This window comes from Ruegeria lacuscaerulensis (assembly GCF_013033355.1).
GTDB lineage: Bacteria > Pseudomonadota > Alphaproteobacteria > Rhodobacterales > Rhodobacteraceae > Ruegeria > Ruegeria lacuscaerulensis_A.
Genome location: NZ_WQDY01000001.1, coordinates 295,664 through 312,416, shown reverse-complemented (window position 1 = coordinate 312,416; position 16,753 = coordinate 295,664). Strand labels below are relative to the sequence as shown.

The 16,753-nt window shown below is 58.5% G+C and carries 13 protein-coding genes; 11 read left to right on the top strand and 2 right to left on the bottom strand.

Annotated elements, in window-relative coordinates; genetic code table 11:
- Positions 1 to 36: 36 nt before the first annotated feature.
- Positions 37 to 1,239 (bottom strand): multidrug effflux MFS transporter, encoded by a 1,203-nt coding sequence (locus GOW48_RS01505; RefSeq protein WP_170750824.1) that lies wholly within the window; start codon positions 1,237 to 1,239, stop codon positions 37 to 39.
- 104 nt (positions 1,240 to 1,343) lie between these two features.
- Here GOW48_RS01505 and GOW48_RS01500 point away from each other — a divergent pair, with 104 nt between their 5' ends.
- From GOW48_RS01500 to GOW48_RS01450, 11 genes are all read left to right on the top strand, one after another.
- A complete protein-coding gene (locus GOW48_RS01500) occupies positions 1,344 to 3,194 on the top strand; it encodes an ABC-F family ATP-binding cassette domain-containing protein (protein WP_170750822.1) in 1,851 nt (616 codons plus the stop codon).
- On the top strand, positions 3,191 to 3,583 hold the full coding sequence (locus GOW48_RS01495; protein ID WP_170750820.1) for an ACT domain-containing protein: 393 nt from the start codon (positions 3,191 to 3,193) through the stop codon (positions 3,581 to 3,583). The genes GOW48_RS01500 and GOW48_RS01495 overlap by 4 nt, the downstream gene beginning before the upstream one ends.
- Positions 3,580 to 4,200, top strand: a complete 621-nt coding sequence (locus GOW48_RS01490; protein ID WP_170352956.1) for a MarC family protein — start codon at positions 3,580 to 3,582, stop codon at positions 4,198 to 4,200. Before GOW48_RS01495 ends, GOW48_RS01490 begins: the two co-directional genes overlap by 4 nt.
- A 40-nt stretch (positions 4,201 to 4,240) precedes the next feature.
- Positions 4,241 to 4,822, top strand: coding sequence for a retropepsin-like aspartic protease family protein (locus tag GOW48_RS01485; RefSeq protein ID WP_170352955.1), 582 nt, complete (start codon positions 4,241 to 4,243; stop codon positions 4,820 to 4,822).
- Between the two features lie 48 nt (positions 4,823 to 4,870).
- On the top strand, positions 4,871 to 5,491 hold the full coding sequence (locus GOW48_RS01480; RefSeq protein ID WP_170750818.1) for an ImuA family protein: 621 nt from the start codon (positions 4,871 to 4,873) through the stop codon (positions 5,489 to 5,491).
- Between the two features lie 65 nt (positions 5,492 to 5,556).
- Positions 5,557 to 6,771, top strand: coding sequence for an MFS transporter (locus GOW48_RS01475; protein ID WP_170750816.1), 1,215 nt, complete (start codon positions 5,557 to 5,559; stop codon positions 6,769 to 6,771).
- On the top strand, positions 6,768 to 7,364 hold the full coding sequence (locus tag GOW48_RS01470; protein ID WP_170750814.1) for a YceI family protein: 597 nt from the start codon (positions 6,768 to 6,770) through the stop codon (positions 7,362 to 7,364). Before GOW48_RS01475 ends, GOW48_RS01470 begins: the two co-directional genes overlap by 4 nt.
- Positions 7,365 to 7,434: 70 nt before the next feature.
- The gene (locus GOW48_RS01465; protein WP_170750812.1) at positions 7,435 to 8,670 is read left to right on the top strand and encodes an MFS transporter; all 1,236 of its coding nucleotides are present in this window, start codon (positions 7,435 to 7,437) and stop codon (positions 8,668 to 8,670) included.
- Between the two features lie 106 nt (positions 8,671 to 8,776).
- Positions 8,777 to 10,495, top strand: a complete 1,719-nt coding sequence (gene metG / locus GOW48_RS01460; RefSeq protein WP_170750810.1) for a methionine--tRNA ligase — start codon at positions 8,777 to 8,779, stop codon at positions 10,493 to 10,495.
- Between the two features lie 250 nt (positions 10,496 to 10,745).
- The gene (locus GOW48_RS01455) at positions 10,746 to 11,924 is read left to right on the top strand and encodes an efflux RND transporter periplasmic adaptor subunit (RefSeq protein ID WP_170750808.1); all 1,179 of its coding nucleotides are present in this window, start codon (positions 10,746 to 10,748) and stop codon (positions 11,922 to 11,924) included.
- A 3-nt stretch (positions 11,925 to 11,927) separates the two neighbouring features.
- Positions 11,928 to 15,065 (top strand): efflux RND transporter permease subunit, encoded by a 3,138-nt coding sequence (locus GOW48_RS01450; protein WP_170352941.1) that lies wholly within the window; start codon positions 11,928 to 11,930, stop codon positions 15,063 to 15,065.
- Between the two features lie 36 nt (positions 15,066 to 15,101).
- Here GOW48_RS01450 and glpD read toward each other — a convergent pair whose 3' ends face one another.
- Positions 15,102 to 16,670: a glycerol-3-phosphate dehydrogenase gene (glpD, locus tag GOW48_RS01445; RefSeq protein ID WP_170750806.1), complete on the bottom strand. Its 1,569-nt coding sequence runs from the start codon at positions 16,668 to 16,670 to the stop codon at positions 15,102 to 15,104.
- Positions 16,671 to 16,753: the final 83 nt, after the last annotated feature.

Sequence of the window (16,753 nt, the reverse complement as noted above, 5' to 3'; positions counted from 1 at the left end):
TATGTGGCCCAAGAAAAGTGTTATATGGCGCGGCACTCAGATCGTGTCCGGCAATGGGTCCAACTGGTCGACCCTGCGAACATAGAGGATGGACAGAAGCCCGGCGAAACTGCTGAGACACATCATGCCGAGAACGAGATAAGGACCATTCTCGGCAGTAACCAAGGCCCCAGTGGCCATGGTCAGGACGGCTCCCAACGCCACGGTCATCGCGCCCGACAATCCCGCCGCGCTGCCCGCCAGTTGCGGACGCACTGACATCAGCCCGGCAGTCGCATTGGCCACCGTCAACCCGTTGCCGAACCCCACTAGAATAGCCGAGCCGAAAAAGGTCCAAACGCTGCCGCCTTCGGCCGCGAAAACCACGAACCCCATCAATGGCCCGACCGAGGCTATCACCCGCCCCGTCAAAATCATGGAGTTCAACCGGATCCGCGCCGCTAGACGCCCGGTCAGGTAGCTGCCCGCCATGAACCCCAGCGTGATGATCCCAATCCCCAATCCCAGCAGCGCGGGGTTCAGGTCGAACCACGTCGCCGCAACTAAGGGCGCGCCGGTGATGAAGGCGTAGAACCCGCCAATCGAAAACGCGGCGCAGAAGGAATAGCCCCAGAACCGGCGTGAGTTGAAGAGCTGCGGATAAAGCCTCATCTGCGCGGCGAAAGTGGCAGTTGTGTTTGTGTTGGTCTCGCCCAGATCGACCCAGATCAACGCCAAGAGGCCCGTGCCCAGAAGAACATACAAAACAAACCCCGCGCGCCAGCCAAACAGCATCTCGAGCAGACCGCCCAGCATCGGCCCCAGCATGGGGGCCAGCGCCATGGCCATTGAGACATAGCCTAGTTTGGCGGCAGCCTCATTAGGTGGGTGCATGTCGCGGATCGCGGCGCGGGCCAGCACCTGCCCCGCGATCACCGCGCCCTGCAGCATTCGGAACCCAAGAAACACCCAGATCGAATTTGCCAGCGCACAGCCGATTGAGGCCACCACGAAGATAACCATGCAGACCAGCAAAACCGGCCTGCGCCCGAAGCGGTCGGACAAAGGTCCCATGATCAACTGCAGCACCGCCGACAGCGCCAGATAACCCGCGACCGACAAGTTCACCAACGCATAGTCCGCCTCAAGCGATACGCCTATGGCGGGCAGAGACGGCAGGAACATGTTCAGTGACAGCACTGACAACCCGGTCAACAGGACCAGTGTGATCATCGACGGTGGTGTCTGCGCGGGCTTCATCGAGGGTTCCAGTTCACTCAAACATGTCAGCGCTATCACACTGATCGCATGATGAACATGCCAAGCCGCTGGCGGCGGCATCACGGCTCTGCTAAGAGCGGCCCATGCTACGGATCGAAGACATCAATTACGCCGTCGAAGGCCGCCCTTTGTTCGATGGGGCCAGTGCAACCATTCCCGATGGGCACAAGGTTGGGCTTGTGGGCCGAAATGGCACCGGCAAGACAACTCTGTTCCGCCTGATCCGAGGGGAACTGGCGTTGGAATCGGGCAATATCGTGCTGCCCAAACGCGCGCGGATCGGCGGTGTGGCGCAAGAGGTGCCCTCGTCCGATGTCTCGCTGATCAATACCGTTCTGGCGGCTGATACCGAGCGTAGTTCCCTGATGGCCGAGGCCGACAGCGCCACCGACCCCTCGCGAATTGCCGAGATTCAGACTCGCCTTGCCGATATCGACGCCTGGTCCGCCGAAGCCCGCGCAGCCTCGATCCTGAAGGGCCTGGGGTTTGATGATGAGGATCAGCTGAAACCCTGCTCGGATTTCTCGGGCGGCTGGCGGATGCGGGTTGCGCTGGCAGCGGTGCTTTTTTCGCAGCCCGACCTGCTGCTGCTGGACGAACCGACCAACTATCTGGACCTCGAAGGCGCTCTGTGGCTGGAGAGCTATCTGGCCAAATACCCGCACACGGTCATCATCATCAGCCACGATCGCGGGCTGTTGAACCGCGCGGTGGGGTCGATCTTGCATCTGGAAGATCGCAAGCTGACCTACTACGCGGTGCCTTACGACAAATTCGCCGAACGCCGCGCCGAACGCATTGCTCAGGCGGAATCGGAGAACGCCAAGGCCAAGGCCCGCATCGCCCATCTGCAAAGCTTCGTGGATCGCTTCCGCGCCAAGGCGACCAAGGCGGTGCAGGCCCAGTCGCGCCTGAAGATGATCGAGCGTATTCAGCTTGTTTCGACCCCGCAAGAGGCCGCCCTGCGCGCGTTCTCTTTCCCTGAGCCCGAGGAGCTGTCGCCCCCGATCATTCACCTTGAGGGCGGTATCACAGGCTATGGCGACACCGAAGTGCTGCGCCGCCTGAACCTGCGCATCGATCAGGATGATCGCATCGCCCTGCTGGGCAAGAACGGTCAGGGTAAATCGACGCTCTCCAAACTGCTGTCCGATCGCCTACCCCTGATGGCGGGCAAGATGACCCGCAGTTCAAAGCTGCGGATCGGCTATTTCGCGCAGCATCAGGTGCATGAGCTGTATGTGGACGAAACTCCTCTGGACCACCTGCGCCGCCTGCGCCCGGATGAAGCACCGGGCAAGTGGCGATCCCGTCTGGCCGGGTTTGGCCTGAATGCCGACCAGGCGGATACAGAGGTCGGGCGTCTGTCGGGCGGCCAGAAAGCACGCCTGTCGCTGCTGCTGGCCACCATCGACGCGCCGCACATGCTGATCCTGGACGAGCCGACCAACCATCTGGATATCGAAAGCCGCGAGGCACTGGTCGAGGCGCTGACTGCCTATTCCGGCGCGGTGGTTCTGGTCAGCCACGACATGCACCTGCTGTCGCTGGTTGCGGATCGGCTGTGGCTGGTCTCGGACGGGTCCGTCAAGCCGTTCGAGGGCGATCTGGAATCCTATCGTGCCCTGCTGCTGGCCCGCGACAAGCCGGTCAAGGAAAAGCCTGCCGCCGCGAAACCAAAACGCCCCTCGCGGGATGCTATGCTGGCCCTTCGCGCCGATCTGCGCAAATGCGAAGACCGGATTGAGAAGCTGACGGATATGCATGAAAAGCTGTCTGCAAAACTTGCCGATCCGGCCTTGTATGAAGACGATCGGATCAACGATCTGGAAACCTGGAATCGCAAATTCGCCGAGGTGGTTGAAGCGATGCAAAAAGCCGAAGCCCTTTGGGTGTCCGCCGCAGAACGTCTGGAGGAAGCCGAAGCGTCATGACTTCCCCAGTCACCGAAACTAAAGATATGATTGCCGGTATGCGCCCCGCGCTTCAGCCCGGTGAATATGCCTTTGTTGTCTGGCCGCCCGACGCAGAATGGCCAAGGGGCACACGGGCCAGCTGTATCGAGGCCGAGGGCCTTTCGCTGATCGTTCCCTTCGAGGCAGCGCAGAACGGCGCTGTACCTATGCGCTGCATTACCCTGCAGGTGCATTCCTCGCTTGAAGGTGTCGGCCTAACCGCTGCCGTCTCAAGTGCGCTTGCGCAAGCTGACATTCCGGCAAACATGGTTGCGGGGTATCACCATGACCATGTTTATGTTCCCAGCGATCAGGCCGATAAGGCCGTGGCAATCCTGACAGAACTTCAGGGCGGTGCCACAGAATGATCGACCTAGCCTTTTTCGTCACCGCATTCACCACCCTGTTCGTGGTGATCGACCCCTTTGGCACCACGCCCATCTTCGTGGCGCTGACACAGGATATGGATGCCGCAACCCGCCGCAAAACCGCGATCCGTAGCTGCCTGACCGCCGTTTGCATCCTGATCGCCTTTGCGGCCTTTGGCGAGGCGGTGCTGGGCTTTGTTGGCATCTCGATGGAGGCGTTCCGCGTCGCTGGTGGCGCATTGCTGTTCCTGACCGCGCTGGACATGCTGTTTGACCGCCGTACCAAACGGCGCGAGGACCGGGCCGAGGAAGAGGAACACCCCGACCCGTCCGTGTTCCCGTTGGCCATTCCGTTGATCGCGGGGCCAGGCTCGATTGCCACGATCATTCTGCTGGCCGGGCAGCACCCCGGCGTTTTGGGTATCGTCGAGGCTTGCATCGTCATGCTGGCCGTCATGGCCGTTGTTTTCATTTTTTTCCTGTCGGGTGGCGTGATCGCGCGCATTCTGGGCAAAACCGGTTTGAACGTGCTGACCCGTTTGTTGGGAATGCTGCTGGCGGCTCTGTCTGTTCAGTTCATATTGGATGGTCTCAAAGCCTTTGGTTTTGCGTCCTGACCCCCATATATCTTTCAATAGAATTGGATAGGATGATGGTATGGACGGCGACAGCTTTGCACGTTTGGCATATTTGAGCCTGCTTGGCGCGGCTGTTGTGGCGTGGTTTTTTTCGCAAAACCGGCAATCCCTGAACAAAACCTTGCAACAGGCGATGGCCTGGGTGTTCATTTTCATTGGCGTTATCGCCGTGGTCGGCCTATGGGAAGATATCCGCTCAACTGTTGGTCCGTCTCCTCAGATGACCGTAACCGGCGAGGTGATCGAGGTCCCCCGTGCGTATGATGGTCACTACTATCTGCCGGTCGAGGTTAACGGCCAGTCGATCACCTTTCTTGTTGATACAGGAGCCAGCCAGATTGTGCTGGCCCAGCGCGACGCCGAACGTCTGGGCATTGATACTGATCAGTTGAACTATATCGGCCGCGCCGCAACGGCGAATGGCGAGGTCCGGACGGCACCGGTGCGTCTGGATACGCTGACGCTGGGCCCGGTTACAGATCGCAATGTCTCGGCCTGGGTAAATGAAGGAGAGCTGTTCCAGTCGCTGCTGGGCATGGACTATCTGCATCTTTTCTCGAACATCCAGTTTGCGGATGGGCGCATGATCCTGTCTCGCTGACTTCAATCCACCATTGAGAACAAAATAAGAACATGCTAACATGAATGCATGTCTGCACATCTTCTTGATCGTAAAGCCAAACGCACAGCAGCGGGCCTTGCACTGCATCCTCAGATCACCTTACAACTGGGCCGCGTGCACGAAGCCTGTGGCCCTGCTCGACGCAGTTTCGCCACCTGGCTGGCCGGTCAGACGCAAGGTCCCGTGCTGTGGATTTCCCCCGCGTGGGAGCCGGGCCAGTTAAACCCTGACGGCATGATGCCCTTTGTCGATCCCGGCCGCTTCATCTTTGTCCACCCAACCCGCGCCGAGGATATTTTATGGTGTCTGGAAGAGGCCCTGCGCAGCGGGGCGATCCCGCTGATCATCGGTGACCTGCCTGGTGCGCCCAGCCTGACGCCCGTGCGCCGAATGCATCTGGCCGCCGAACAGGGGGGCACGCTGGGGCGGGCTCCGCTGGGGCTGTTGCTGACACCGGGTGATGGCGGCGCGCAGGGGGTTGAGACGCGCTGGCACATGGCCGCGAACCATACTCAAGAGGCCCGCCGCTGGACCCTAACCCGCCGCCGTGCCCGCGCCCTGCCCCCGGTCACATGGCAGGCCACCCAGACCAAACCGCGCGCCGGATTGAACCTGCAAAGAACGGCAACCGACGAGGTATCAACATGACACCACAGCGTGATCACGAAAGAAGTGACTAGCCAACCCCTAACCTGCGCCCTAGCGTTCCGGGAATGAGCCACGCAATCCACGACAGCCGCTATTCTTGGCTACGCCTTGCAATCACGCTTGCCATCGCGATGGTGGCGAATGTGGGCATGTGGGCGGTCATCGTGGTCATGCCCGCGATTGAGACACAGTTCGATGCGGGGCGGGCCGAAGCCTCGCTGCCTTACGTTCTGACCATGATCGGCTTTGCGCTGGGGAACATGTGGCTGGGGCAACTGGTCGATCGGCTGGGTGTGACCAAAGCGTTGATCGGAGCGGCCGTGCTCAGCACCGTCAGCTATGTGCTGGCAACCCTAGCGCCGAACATGGTCATGCTGTCGCTGGCACATCTGTTAGTGGGACTAGGCACCTCGATCGGGTTTGGTCCGCTAATCGCCGATATCTCGCACTGGTTCATGAAGCGGCGCGGCATTGCCGTGGCACTGGTGGCCAGCGGCAACTACTTGTCGGGCGCGATCTGGCCCACCCTTCTGTCCGATATTCTTGCGCGCGACGGCTGGCAGCAGGTCTATCTGACGCTGGCTCTAATAACTCCGGTGATCGTCATCCCCCTGTCCCTTTTGCTGCGACGTCAGGTTCCGGCCGAGGCGCATCAAACCGCAGCCGCGAGCGCCAGCATCAAGGCAAGCAGCGTCGGGATCTCACCACGCGCGTTGCAGTACATACTGGGTCTGGCTGGTATCGGGTGCTGCGTGGCGATGTCGATGCCGCAGGTTCACATCGTCTCATACTGCGTCGGGCTGGGCTATGGGCCCGCCGTCGGGGCCGAGATGCTGTCACTTATGTTGCTAGGTGGCGTGGTCAGCCGCGTGATTTCCGGGATGGTGGCCGACAAGCTGGGCGGGCTGATGACCCTGCTGATCGGGTCAATACTGCAATGCATCGCCCTGTTTCTGTTCCTGCCCTATGACGGGATGGTTTCGCTTTACATCATCAGCCTCATGTTCGGACTGGCACAGGGCGGGATCGTGCCCAGCTATGCGCTGGTTGTGCGCGAATACATGCCCCCGCATGAGGCCGGAGCCCGCGTGGGCTTTGTGATGATGATGACCATCATGGGGATGGCTCTGGGCGGCTGGATGTCAGGTTGGATTTACGACGTAACCGGAAATTATCAATTGGCCTTTATCAACGGCATTCTCTGGAACGGGCTGAACATCGCAATCCTGCTGATGTTGCTGAAGCGCTCGCGCCCCCGCAGGCAGGAGGTCATGGCATGACCCAAGTAACACGACGCGCCGTCCTGGCAGGCTTGGCTGTACTGACCCTTGCGGGTTCAGCACTGGCTGCGCCACGCACGTACCAATTGGTGCCGGATGGAACATCGGTCGATTTCACCTTTGACCTTTCCGGCATCTCACAATCCGGCACCATGCCCATCGAATCCGCCGACATTCGGATCGACCTGAACGACCTGCTGAACAGCCGTGTGGACGTGATCCTGAACGTCGCCAAAGCGCGGACCAAGCTGCCATTCGCCCGCAAACCCATGCTGAGCGAGAGCGTCCTGGATGCCGAAGGGTTTCCAACCATCCATTTTGTGTCAACAAGCATACAACTTGGTGAAAGCGGCCGCATCTCTCAGGGTGCCAAGATCAGCGGGGATTTGACCGTTCGTGGGGTCACCCGCCCGATCGAGTTGAAAGCCGATCTGTTTCGCCCACCCGGCAGTGCCGCTGACAATCTGAACGATCTGTCCATCCGCCTGACCGGAGAGTTGAACCGGCACGATTTCGGAGCGTCAGGCTATGCTGATCTTGTACAGGACACCGTAGGCTTGGACATCCGGGCGGAAATCCAAAGCTCACAATAGCCGAAAAACGACGCGTCAAGGTCGATAAGCTGCGCGCATCTAGCTGCGGATGTCCCAAGGTGGTGTCGTTATGCGCACGATGATTTCTTTTGCCGCCCTGTTTCTTTCGGTTATTCTGCTGCAGTTGTCGACCGGCGGCGTGGGGCCGCTTGACGCCATCTCGGGACTGACGCTGGACTTTTCAACCGAGCAGATTGGTATGCTCGGATCGGCTCATTTCATTGGCTTTTTTGTGGGTTGCTGGTGGGCGCCTCGTCTTATGGGCAGCGTGGGGCATTCCCGCGCCTTTGCTGTCTGTACGGCATTGGGCGCCATGGGGCTGCTGGGGCATACTCTGACAGAAAACCCGAACGTCTGGGCCGTGCTACGGATCGCGTCAGGCACCTGTGTCGCTGGGTGCTATACAGTGATCGAGGCCTGGCTGAACGCCAAGGTCACCAACGAGTCGCGTGGCCGTGTCATGGGCAGTTACCGCATCGCCGATCTGGGCGCGTCGCTCTGTGCCCAGTTGATCATCGCCGTGCTGCCGCCCGCATCTTATGTCTCATACAACTTGCTGGCCATTTTATGCTGTGCCTCGCTGTTGCCGCTGACCTTGACCAAGGCCAGCCAACCTAAAACGCCCGACGCCCCTCGGCTGCGTCCTAAATTGGCATGGCGCAGTTCGCCGCTGGCTGTGGCGGGCGTGATCGTCGCGGCGCTCAGTTCGGCATCCTTCCGTATGGTCGGACCGGTCTATGGACAAGAGGTCGGACTTGGCGTCGACCAGATTGCTTTCTTTCTGGCGTCCTTCGTTCTGGGCGGGGCACTGGCGCAATACCCGGTAGGTTGGTTGGCAGACAAGTATGACCGTCGCTGGGTGTTGATCTGGCTGTCTGCCGCAGCGGTCCTGAGTTGCGGCATCACAATGGCAGCCGGCGGGGCGGGAACAATAGGCGTGATGTTGGCTGCGGGTATCTTTGGATTGACGACTTTCCCGATCTTTTCCGTCTCGTCTGCGCACGCAAACGACTTTGCCACAACCGAAGAACGGGTCGAGCTTTCAGCCGCATTGATGTTCTGGTTTGCGCTGGGTGCGATTGCCTCACCCTATGTATCGTCTAACCTGATTCAGCAGTTCGGCCCCGGCGCGTTGTTTGCTTTTGTTGCTTTGGGTCATGTCTTCCTGATCGTATTTGGCCTGGCACGAATGCGGTCGCGTCCGACACCGGATGAGCGAACAAACTATGTCTACGCTCCACGAACATCCTTCACGATTGGGCGACTGCTGAAACGGTCACGTGAGGCCGATAAAAACAGCCGCTGAACCGGTCGAATTGAGTTAACAAATAACACCACACGCAAAAGCCGGGCTTTTGCTGCCCGGTTACATAAGGTAGACGGGCGCGCAGACAGTTACGTGGACACGCAAAATGGCTCGGATTCTCATCACCTCGGCGATCCCCTACATCAACGGGATCAAGCACCTCGGCAACCTGATCGGCTCGCAGCTGCCGGCTGATCTGTACGCGCGCTATCAGCGTGGCCGCGGAAATGAGGTGATGTTCCTGTGCGCCACCGACGAACACGGCACCCCGGCGGAACTCGCGGCCGCCAAGGCGGGTAAGCCTGTGGCCGAATACTGCGCCGAGATGCATGGCGTTCAGGCCGATATCGCGAACCGGTTCGGACTGAGCTTTGATCACTTTGGCCGGTCGTCCAGCGATCAGAACAAGCACCTGACCCAGCATTTCGCGGGCAAACTGGACGAGGCCGGGCTGATCCGTGAGGTTAGCGAAAAACAGGTCTATTCCAACGCCGATGGCCGGTTCCTGCCCGACCGCTATATCGAGGGCACCTGCCCCAATTGCGGCTATGACCGCGCACGAGGCGATCAGTGTGAGAACTGTACCAAACAGTTGGACCCCACCGACCTGATCGAGCCACACAGCGCGATCAGCGGCTCGACTGATCTTGAAGTCCGCGAGACTAAGCACCTGTATCTGCGTCAATCCGCGATGAAAGATCAGCTGGATGCGTGGATCGACAGCAAAGCTGACTGGCCAATCCTGACCACCTCGATTGCCAAGAAATGGTTGCATGACGGAGACGGCCTGCAGGATCGTGGTATCACCCGCGATCTGGACTGGGGCGTTCCGGTCAAGAAAGGCGATCAGGACTGGCCGGGAATGGAAGGCAAAGTCTTCTATGTCTGGTTCGACGCGCCGATCGAATATATCGCCTGTGCCAAGGAATGGGCCGATGCCTGTGGAAAACCGGATGCCGAGTGGGAACGCTGGTGGCGCACCGACAAAGGCGCAGATAACGTTCGCTATGTGCAGTTCATGGGCAAAGATAACGTGCCCTTCCATACGCTCAGCTTCCCGGCCACCATTCTGGGATCAGGCGAGCCGTGGAAGATGGTCGATCACCTGAAATCCTTCAACTATCTGAACTATGATGGCGGCCAGTTCTCGACCTCTCAGGGTCGTGGCGTGTTCATGGATCAGGCGCTTGAGATCCTGCCCGCCGATTACTGGCGCTGGTGGCTGCTGAGCCATGCGCCCGAAAGCAGCGACAGCGAATTCACATGGGAAAACTTCCAGCAGTCGGTGAACAAGGACCTGGCCGACGTGCTGGGCAACTTTGTCAGCCGGATCACCAAGTTCTGCCGTTCGAAATTCGGTGAGGCCGTGCCTGAGGGTGGCGTTTTTGGTGAGCGTGAACAGGAGCTTATCGCAGAGCTTACCCGCCGGGTGCGCGCCTATGAAGGCTTTATGGAATCGATGGAGGTCCGCAAATCAGCGCAAGAACTGCGTGCGATTTGGGTCGCAGGCAACGAATACCTGCAATCCGCCGCACCGTGGGCAACCTTCAAGGAAGACCCGGCACAGGCTGCCGCACAAGTACGCCTTGGTCTGAACCTGATCCGACTGTACTCCGTGTTAAGCGCACCGTTCATCCCGATCACCTCGGCTCGGATGCTGAGCGCGATGAACACGCTGGACACCGATTGGCCAGAAGACATCGCAGCCGCGTTGAACGCCCTGCCCGCTGGTCATGAATTTGCTGTTCCAGATGTTCTTTTCGCCAAGATTACGGATGAACAGCGCGAAGACTGGCAAACTCGTTTTGCTGGCACCCGCGACTGACGGTTCACGACATCACAAGAACACAGGGGGCCTTGATGGCCCCTTTTTCGTTTAGGGTCGCCTCAATTCGGCGCATCAGTGAGTAAATATAAGGATCATCAGCATAATTTCCGCAACCAAAAGCCGGGTCGCAGCGTTCAACATGCTTGAGAAATCAACTTAAAACCGCCATCCTCACAGAGAGTTTAGTCGACTCGGCCGCCCTGCAAGTGCCGAGGCGCGTAAAGTTTACTTCAGTGAGGCGATTGCAATGCCCCTTTCACAGACGATTTCCAGACTCTGCCTATCCAGCGTGACGCCGGCTTTCGTGCGGCGCGCGACAGCGGCGGCTTTGATCGGGGTGGCATCAACAGCCACGGCGCAAGACCAAAGCGAAGCCCCGCCGCCTAAGGTTTCTATTGCTGCGGCTTACACTCAGGAAATAACCGAGGAAGCGACGTTTATCGGCCGCGCCGAGGCGCTGGACAAAGCCGATATTGTTGCCCGCGTCGGTGGTTTTCTGGACAGCCAGAACGTCGAAGACGGGGCTTTGGTAAACGAAGGCGATCTGCTGTTCACTATTGAACCCGACCTTTACCAAGCGACATTGGATGCCAGAAATGCCGATCTGGACCGGGCGCAGGCCAATCTGGAACTGGCCAAGGTGGAGCTCGCACGTAAACAGGAATTGTACGAGCGTGACGCGACCCCGGAATCTGAACGCGACATTGCCCGCGCCAACGAACTGGTGGCCGAAGCCGAGGTCAAGTCCGCGCAGGCCGCGATTAAACAAGCCAAACTTGATCTCAGCTATACGGAAATCCACGCTCCCTTTGACGGACGTATCGGTCGCGCTACGACAAGTGTCGGGGATGTTGTTGGGCCGAATAACCCGCCGCTAGTTAATATCGTCAGCGAAGCCCCGATCTATGTGAATTTTTCGCTGAACGAAAAGGAATTCACGTCGGTTCTGCAAGCGGTGGGTGAAAACGCCGCCTCGCTTGCGGAAAGCAATAAAAGCCCAGTGGTGAAAGTTGTCCTGCCCAACGGGACCGAACTGGATGAGGAAGGTACAATCGTCTTTGTCGACAACCGAATAGACCCGCTGACCGGGGCGATCAGGGTGCGCGCTCAATTCGACAACGCCAAGCGTCTGATCGTCGATGGTGCATTCTTAAGCGTACAGATCGAGGCATTGAAACCAACGACTGAGGTGTTGATCCCGCAAGCCGCTTTGCAGCGCGATCAGCGTGGTGACTTTGTTCTGGTGGTGAATGACCAGCAGATGGTTGAACAGCGCTACATCACCACAGGCACGACCGTAGAGACAGCGATCATTGTAAAGGATGGTCTGCGTGAAGGTGAAAGCGTGATCGTTGAGGGCCTCCAGCGCGTGCGTCCCGGCGTGGCTGTAGATGCTGTAGTCGCCTCTCAGCAGCCGGGAGAATAAAGAATGTTCTCTGCCCTGTTCATTAGCCGGCCCAAGCTGGCACTTGTTATTTCGTTGGTGCTGACCATCATGGGCGGTATCGGCTATCTGGTTCTGCCGGTTGCGCAATTTCCTGACATCACACCGCCTGTGGTCAGCGTTTCGACCACGTACACCGGCGCCAATGCCGAAACCGTAGAAAACACCGTCGCCGCGCCAATCGAGGCTCAGGTCAATGGTGTGGACGACATGATCTATATGACGTCGACTTCATCGGATAACGGCTCCTACTCGTTGAATGTCACATTCGAGGTCGGCACCGACCCCGATATCGCATCTGTCAACGTGCAGAACCGCGTGGCGCAAGCGATGTCGTCGTTGCCGACGGAAGTGACCGCGTCCGGTGTGGTGACCCAAAAAGCATCCACCAATATGCTGCTGTTGGTGACGCTAACGTCGCCAAACGGGACATATGACAGTGTTTTCCTCTCCAACTATGCCTCAATCAATCTCAAAGACGCGCTGGCGCGGGTTCAGGGGGTCGGTAAGGCGGATGTTCTGACCAATCTGGAATACGCGATGCGGATCTGGATGGACCCTGACAAAATGGCCGGCCTGTCCATCACACCCGGCGATGTGATCAGCGCCATTCGTGAACAAAACGTCGAGGTTTCGGCAGGCTCAATCGGCGCACCTCCGGTGCCTGAAGGGCAAACGTTTCAATATACCATCAAAACCAAGGGACGCCTGACATCCGCCAACGAATTCGGTGAGATTGTCATTCGCACCGGAGACGCTGGCGCCATCGTGCGTGTCAAAGACATCGCCCGGGTCGAGCTTGGGGCACAGTACTACGCCGCTTCGGGCTATTTCCAAAGCGTTCCTGCGACCGTAATAGGCATCTATCAGGCCCCCGGCGCGAATGCGCTGGCTGTTTCGGAACGGGTGCAGGCTGAACTTGACCGGCTGTCTCGGTCATTCCCGACGGATGTAGAATATGCTGTGCCGTTCAATACCACCGACTTTGTTGAACAATCGCTGAACGATGTGGTCTCCACCCTGATCCTGACATTCATTTTGGTGATCTCGGTGGTGTTTGTATTTCTTGGCAGTTGGCGAGCAACCATCATTCCAGCGGTCGCAATCCCCGTGTCTTTGATCGGGACCTTTGCCTTCTTGCTGCTATTTGGAATGTCCCTGAACACGATTTCGCTGTTCGCCTTGGTTTTGGCCATCGGGATCGTGGTCGATGACGCCATTGTGGTGGTCGAAAACGTCGAGCGTATCATCGCAGAAGAAGGCCTGCCTCCGGCCGAGGCGACCCGCAAGGCGATGGGCCAGATCACCGGTCCCGTCATCGCGACAACGCTGGTTCTTTTGGCGGTTTTCGTCCCCGTGACCTTCATGCCCGGCATCTCGGGGCGGCTCTACTCGCAGTTCGCCGTTACGATCTCGACTGCGGTTGTGATCTCATCGATCAACGCATTGACGCTGTCGCCAGCGCTTTGTGGTCTTGTGCTGCGCGCACGATCTGGCCCACCGACAGGGTTGCTGGCTGTGTTCGAGCGGTTCATCGGTTCGGTACGTTCGGGCTATGTCGCCATCGTACGCCGGTTGCTGATCCTGCCGATCGTTGCGCTGGGGATCATCGTAGCTTTGGCGATGGGGACCGGGACAATCATGTCCAAAACCTCCAGCGGGTTCCTGCCGCTTGAAGATAACGGCTATTTGTTCGTCGATGTGCAATTGCCCGATGCGGCAACTCTGGAACGTACCGAAGTTGTCACCAAGCGCGTGGATGACCAAATCCGGGAAATTCCGGGTGTGGCCAACACGGTTCTGATTAACGGCTTCTCGATCCTGAACGGGACGTCGACCAACGGTGCTGCGATCTTTGTGAACCTCGACAACTGGGACGAACGTCAGGAAGACGACCTGAGCGCAAATGCCATTCTGGAGAAGGTGCTGGCCATTGCATATGGCGAGACCGCTGCATCCATCGTGGCCTTTAACCCACCCCCCATTCAGGGCCTTGGCAACTCGGCCGGGGTCGAGATGGAAGTCCAGCAAACCGGTGGGGGTACTCCTCAGGACCTAGCCTCGGCCGTTGGCTCTTTCGTCTATGCCGCGAACCAGCGCCCCGAGATTGGGCAAGCTTACACGACCTTCCGGGCAAACGTGCCGCAGCTGTTCGTCGATCTGGACCGTGAAAAGGCCAAGACACTGCAAGTGTCAGTCGCCGAAGTGTTCCAGACCATGCAAGCGCAATTGGGATCCTACTACGTCAATGACTTCAACCTGTTCGGACGGGTGTATCGTGTGATGATCCAGGCGGACGGGACGTATCGGGACAATGTCGACGATATCTCGAACCTGTATGTGCGGTCGCAAAAGGGTGAAATGGTTCCTCTGGGCACTCTGATCGACGTTGAAAACGTTCTGGGCCCGGTTTTGCTGAAACGTCACAACCTGTTCCGTTCGGCCACGGTCACGGCTGTCCCCGCCGAGGGGCTATCGACCGGCGACGCCATCTCTGTCATGACCGAAGAATCTGCGAGCGCCCTGCCCCCTGGATACGCGTTTGAATGGACCGGCACGGCCCAGCAGCAGCTGGCCTCGGGCGGTCTGGTGATCGTGATCCTTGGACTGGCGATCTTGTTCGGATACCTGTTCCTTGTCGGACAATACGAAAGCTGGTCGCTTCCAGTTTCCATTCTGCTGTCTGTGATTGTCGCGCTTTTCGGAGCGGTTGCTGCCGTAGCTATCGTTGGCAGCGACATCAACTTATATACGCAGATCGGGATGATCATGCTTGTGGGGCTGGCGTCTAAGAACGGCATCCTCATCGTGGAATTCGCGATGGAACAGCGCGCCAAAGGACTATCAGTCAAAGAAGCCGCCGCCGAAGCTGCCCATCAGCGTTTCCGCGCGGTGATGATGACAGCGCTGTCCTTCCTTTTGGGGGTCGTTCCACTCTTGGCCGCTAACGGAGCAGGTGCAGCCAGCCAGAAAGCGATTGGTGTGGCTGTGTTCGGCGGAATGCTGGCCGCTACCCTGATCGGCGTGATCCTCGTTCCAGTTCTCTACGCCCTGCTGCAAGGCTTGCGAGAATGGTTAAAGGGCACCAAGGATGATCCTGGCCCCGCTGAGGAAACCGCCTGAACCCAAAAGCCCCGCCATTTGAGCGGGGCTTTTTTTCTAGCGGTTTTCGATCCAGTCTTGGATATGGGCGATCTGATCCTGCGTCAGTCTTAGGCCCAGTTTATTGCGCCGCCAGACGATGTCTTCGGCGCTGCGCGCGTATTCCTTCTCGACCAGCCACTCCAACTCTTTCGAGGTCAGATTCGCGCCGAAATCTTCTCCCAAATCCTCGGCGATTTGCGCGTCACCCAGAATTGTACGAGCCTCAGTGCCATACGCGCGAACCAAGCGTTCTGCCCATGCCCTGTCTAGAAAGGCATAATCAGCTTCCAAACCTGCTATCACATCCTGCACACCATCAACGGGAAAGTCACCTCCTGGCAGGGACACACCAGCCGTCCATGGCCCCGGCAGATCAGAGAAATGCTCTGCCACCTTCTCCATCGCGCTTTCAGCCAGCCGTCGATAGGTGGTGATTTTTCCCCCGAACACGTTCAAAACCGGGGCACCACCTGTCGCATCGACCTTAAGCGTATAATCACGGGTCGCAGCAGTGGCGCTGCTGGCCCCATCGTCATACAAAGGTCGCACGCCGGAATAGGTCCAGACGATGTCGTCACGCGTGATCGGCTGCTCGAAATACTTCGTCGCAAAGGTGCAGAGGTATTCTTGCTCGACCTCGGTGCAGACTGGCGGCTCTGATGGATTGGGGTGGTCCTGATCAGTGGTTCCAATCAGGGTAAAATCTCTCTCATACGGTATGGCAAAGATGATGCGGCCATCTTCGCCCTGAAAAAAGTAACACTTATCGTGGTCAAACAGCCTGCGCGTTACAATATGACTGCCTCGGACCAGACGAACCCCCTCGCGAGAGTTCACACGTATCTTGGTCTGTATGATATCCCCGACCCACGGCCCGCCCGCATTGATCAACATCTTCGCGCGGACGACGCGGGTTTCATCGGTTCCCTTATTGCGGATCGTGACGTGCCAGAGGTCCGCAACACGTTCGGCCGAAAGAACCTCGGTCCGCACCATGAAATTTGCACCTCGGGCTTCGGCGTCGCGGGCGTTCAATACAACCAGCCGGGAATCTTCGATCCAGCAGTCCGAGTATTCATAGGCCATTTCAAACTTGCTTTTCAGCGGGGCACCTTCAGGCGCAGATCGCAGATCCAAGGAGGAGGTGCCGGGCAAAATCTTGCGCCCTCCAAGGTGATCATACATGAACAAGCCTAGCCGGATCAGCCAGGCCGGACGACGCCCCCGCATCCATGGCATTACAGTGCTTAACAGCCGCGAAGTCGGCGTATCCGAGTCGAACCGCATGTCCTCGTGATACGGCAGGACGAAGCGCATCGGCCAACTGATATGCGGCATCGCACGCAGCAGTGTTTCGCGTTCAATCAGCGCCTCGCGTACAAGGCGGAATTCGAAGTACTCCAAATATCGCAAACCACCATGAAACAACTTGGTCGAGGCTGACGAAGTGGCCGACGCCAGATCGTTCATCTCGGCCAAAGTAACCGACAATCCGCGCCCGGCCGCGTCGCGGGCAATGCCACAACCATTGATCCCTCCGCCGATAATGAAAAGGTCGGCCACATCGTCTGTTTGCACTGTCATACCCGGTGAGTCCCGATGTTGAAAATCTGCCGCCATTAACCCGGTGTGACCTTGGGTCGTCAACGATATTTGTCGTTTATGTT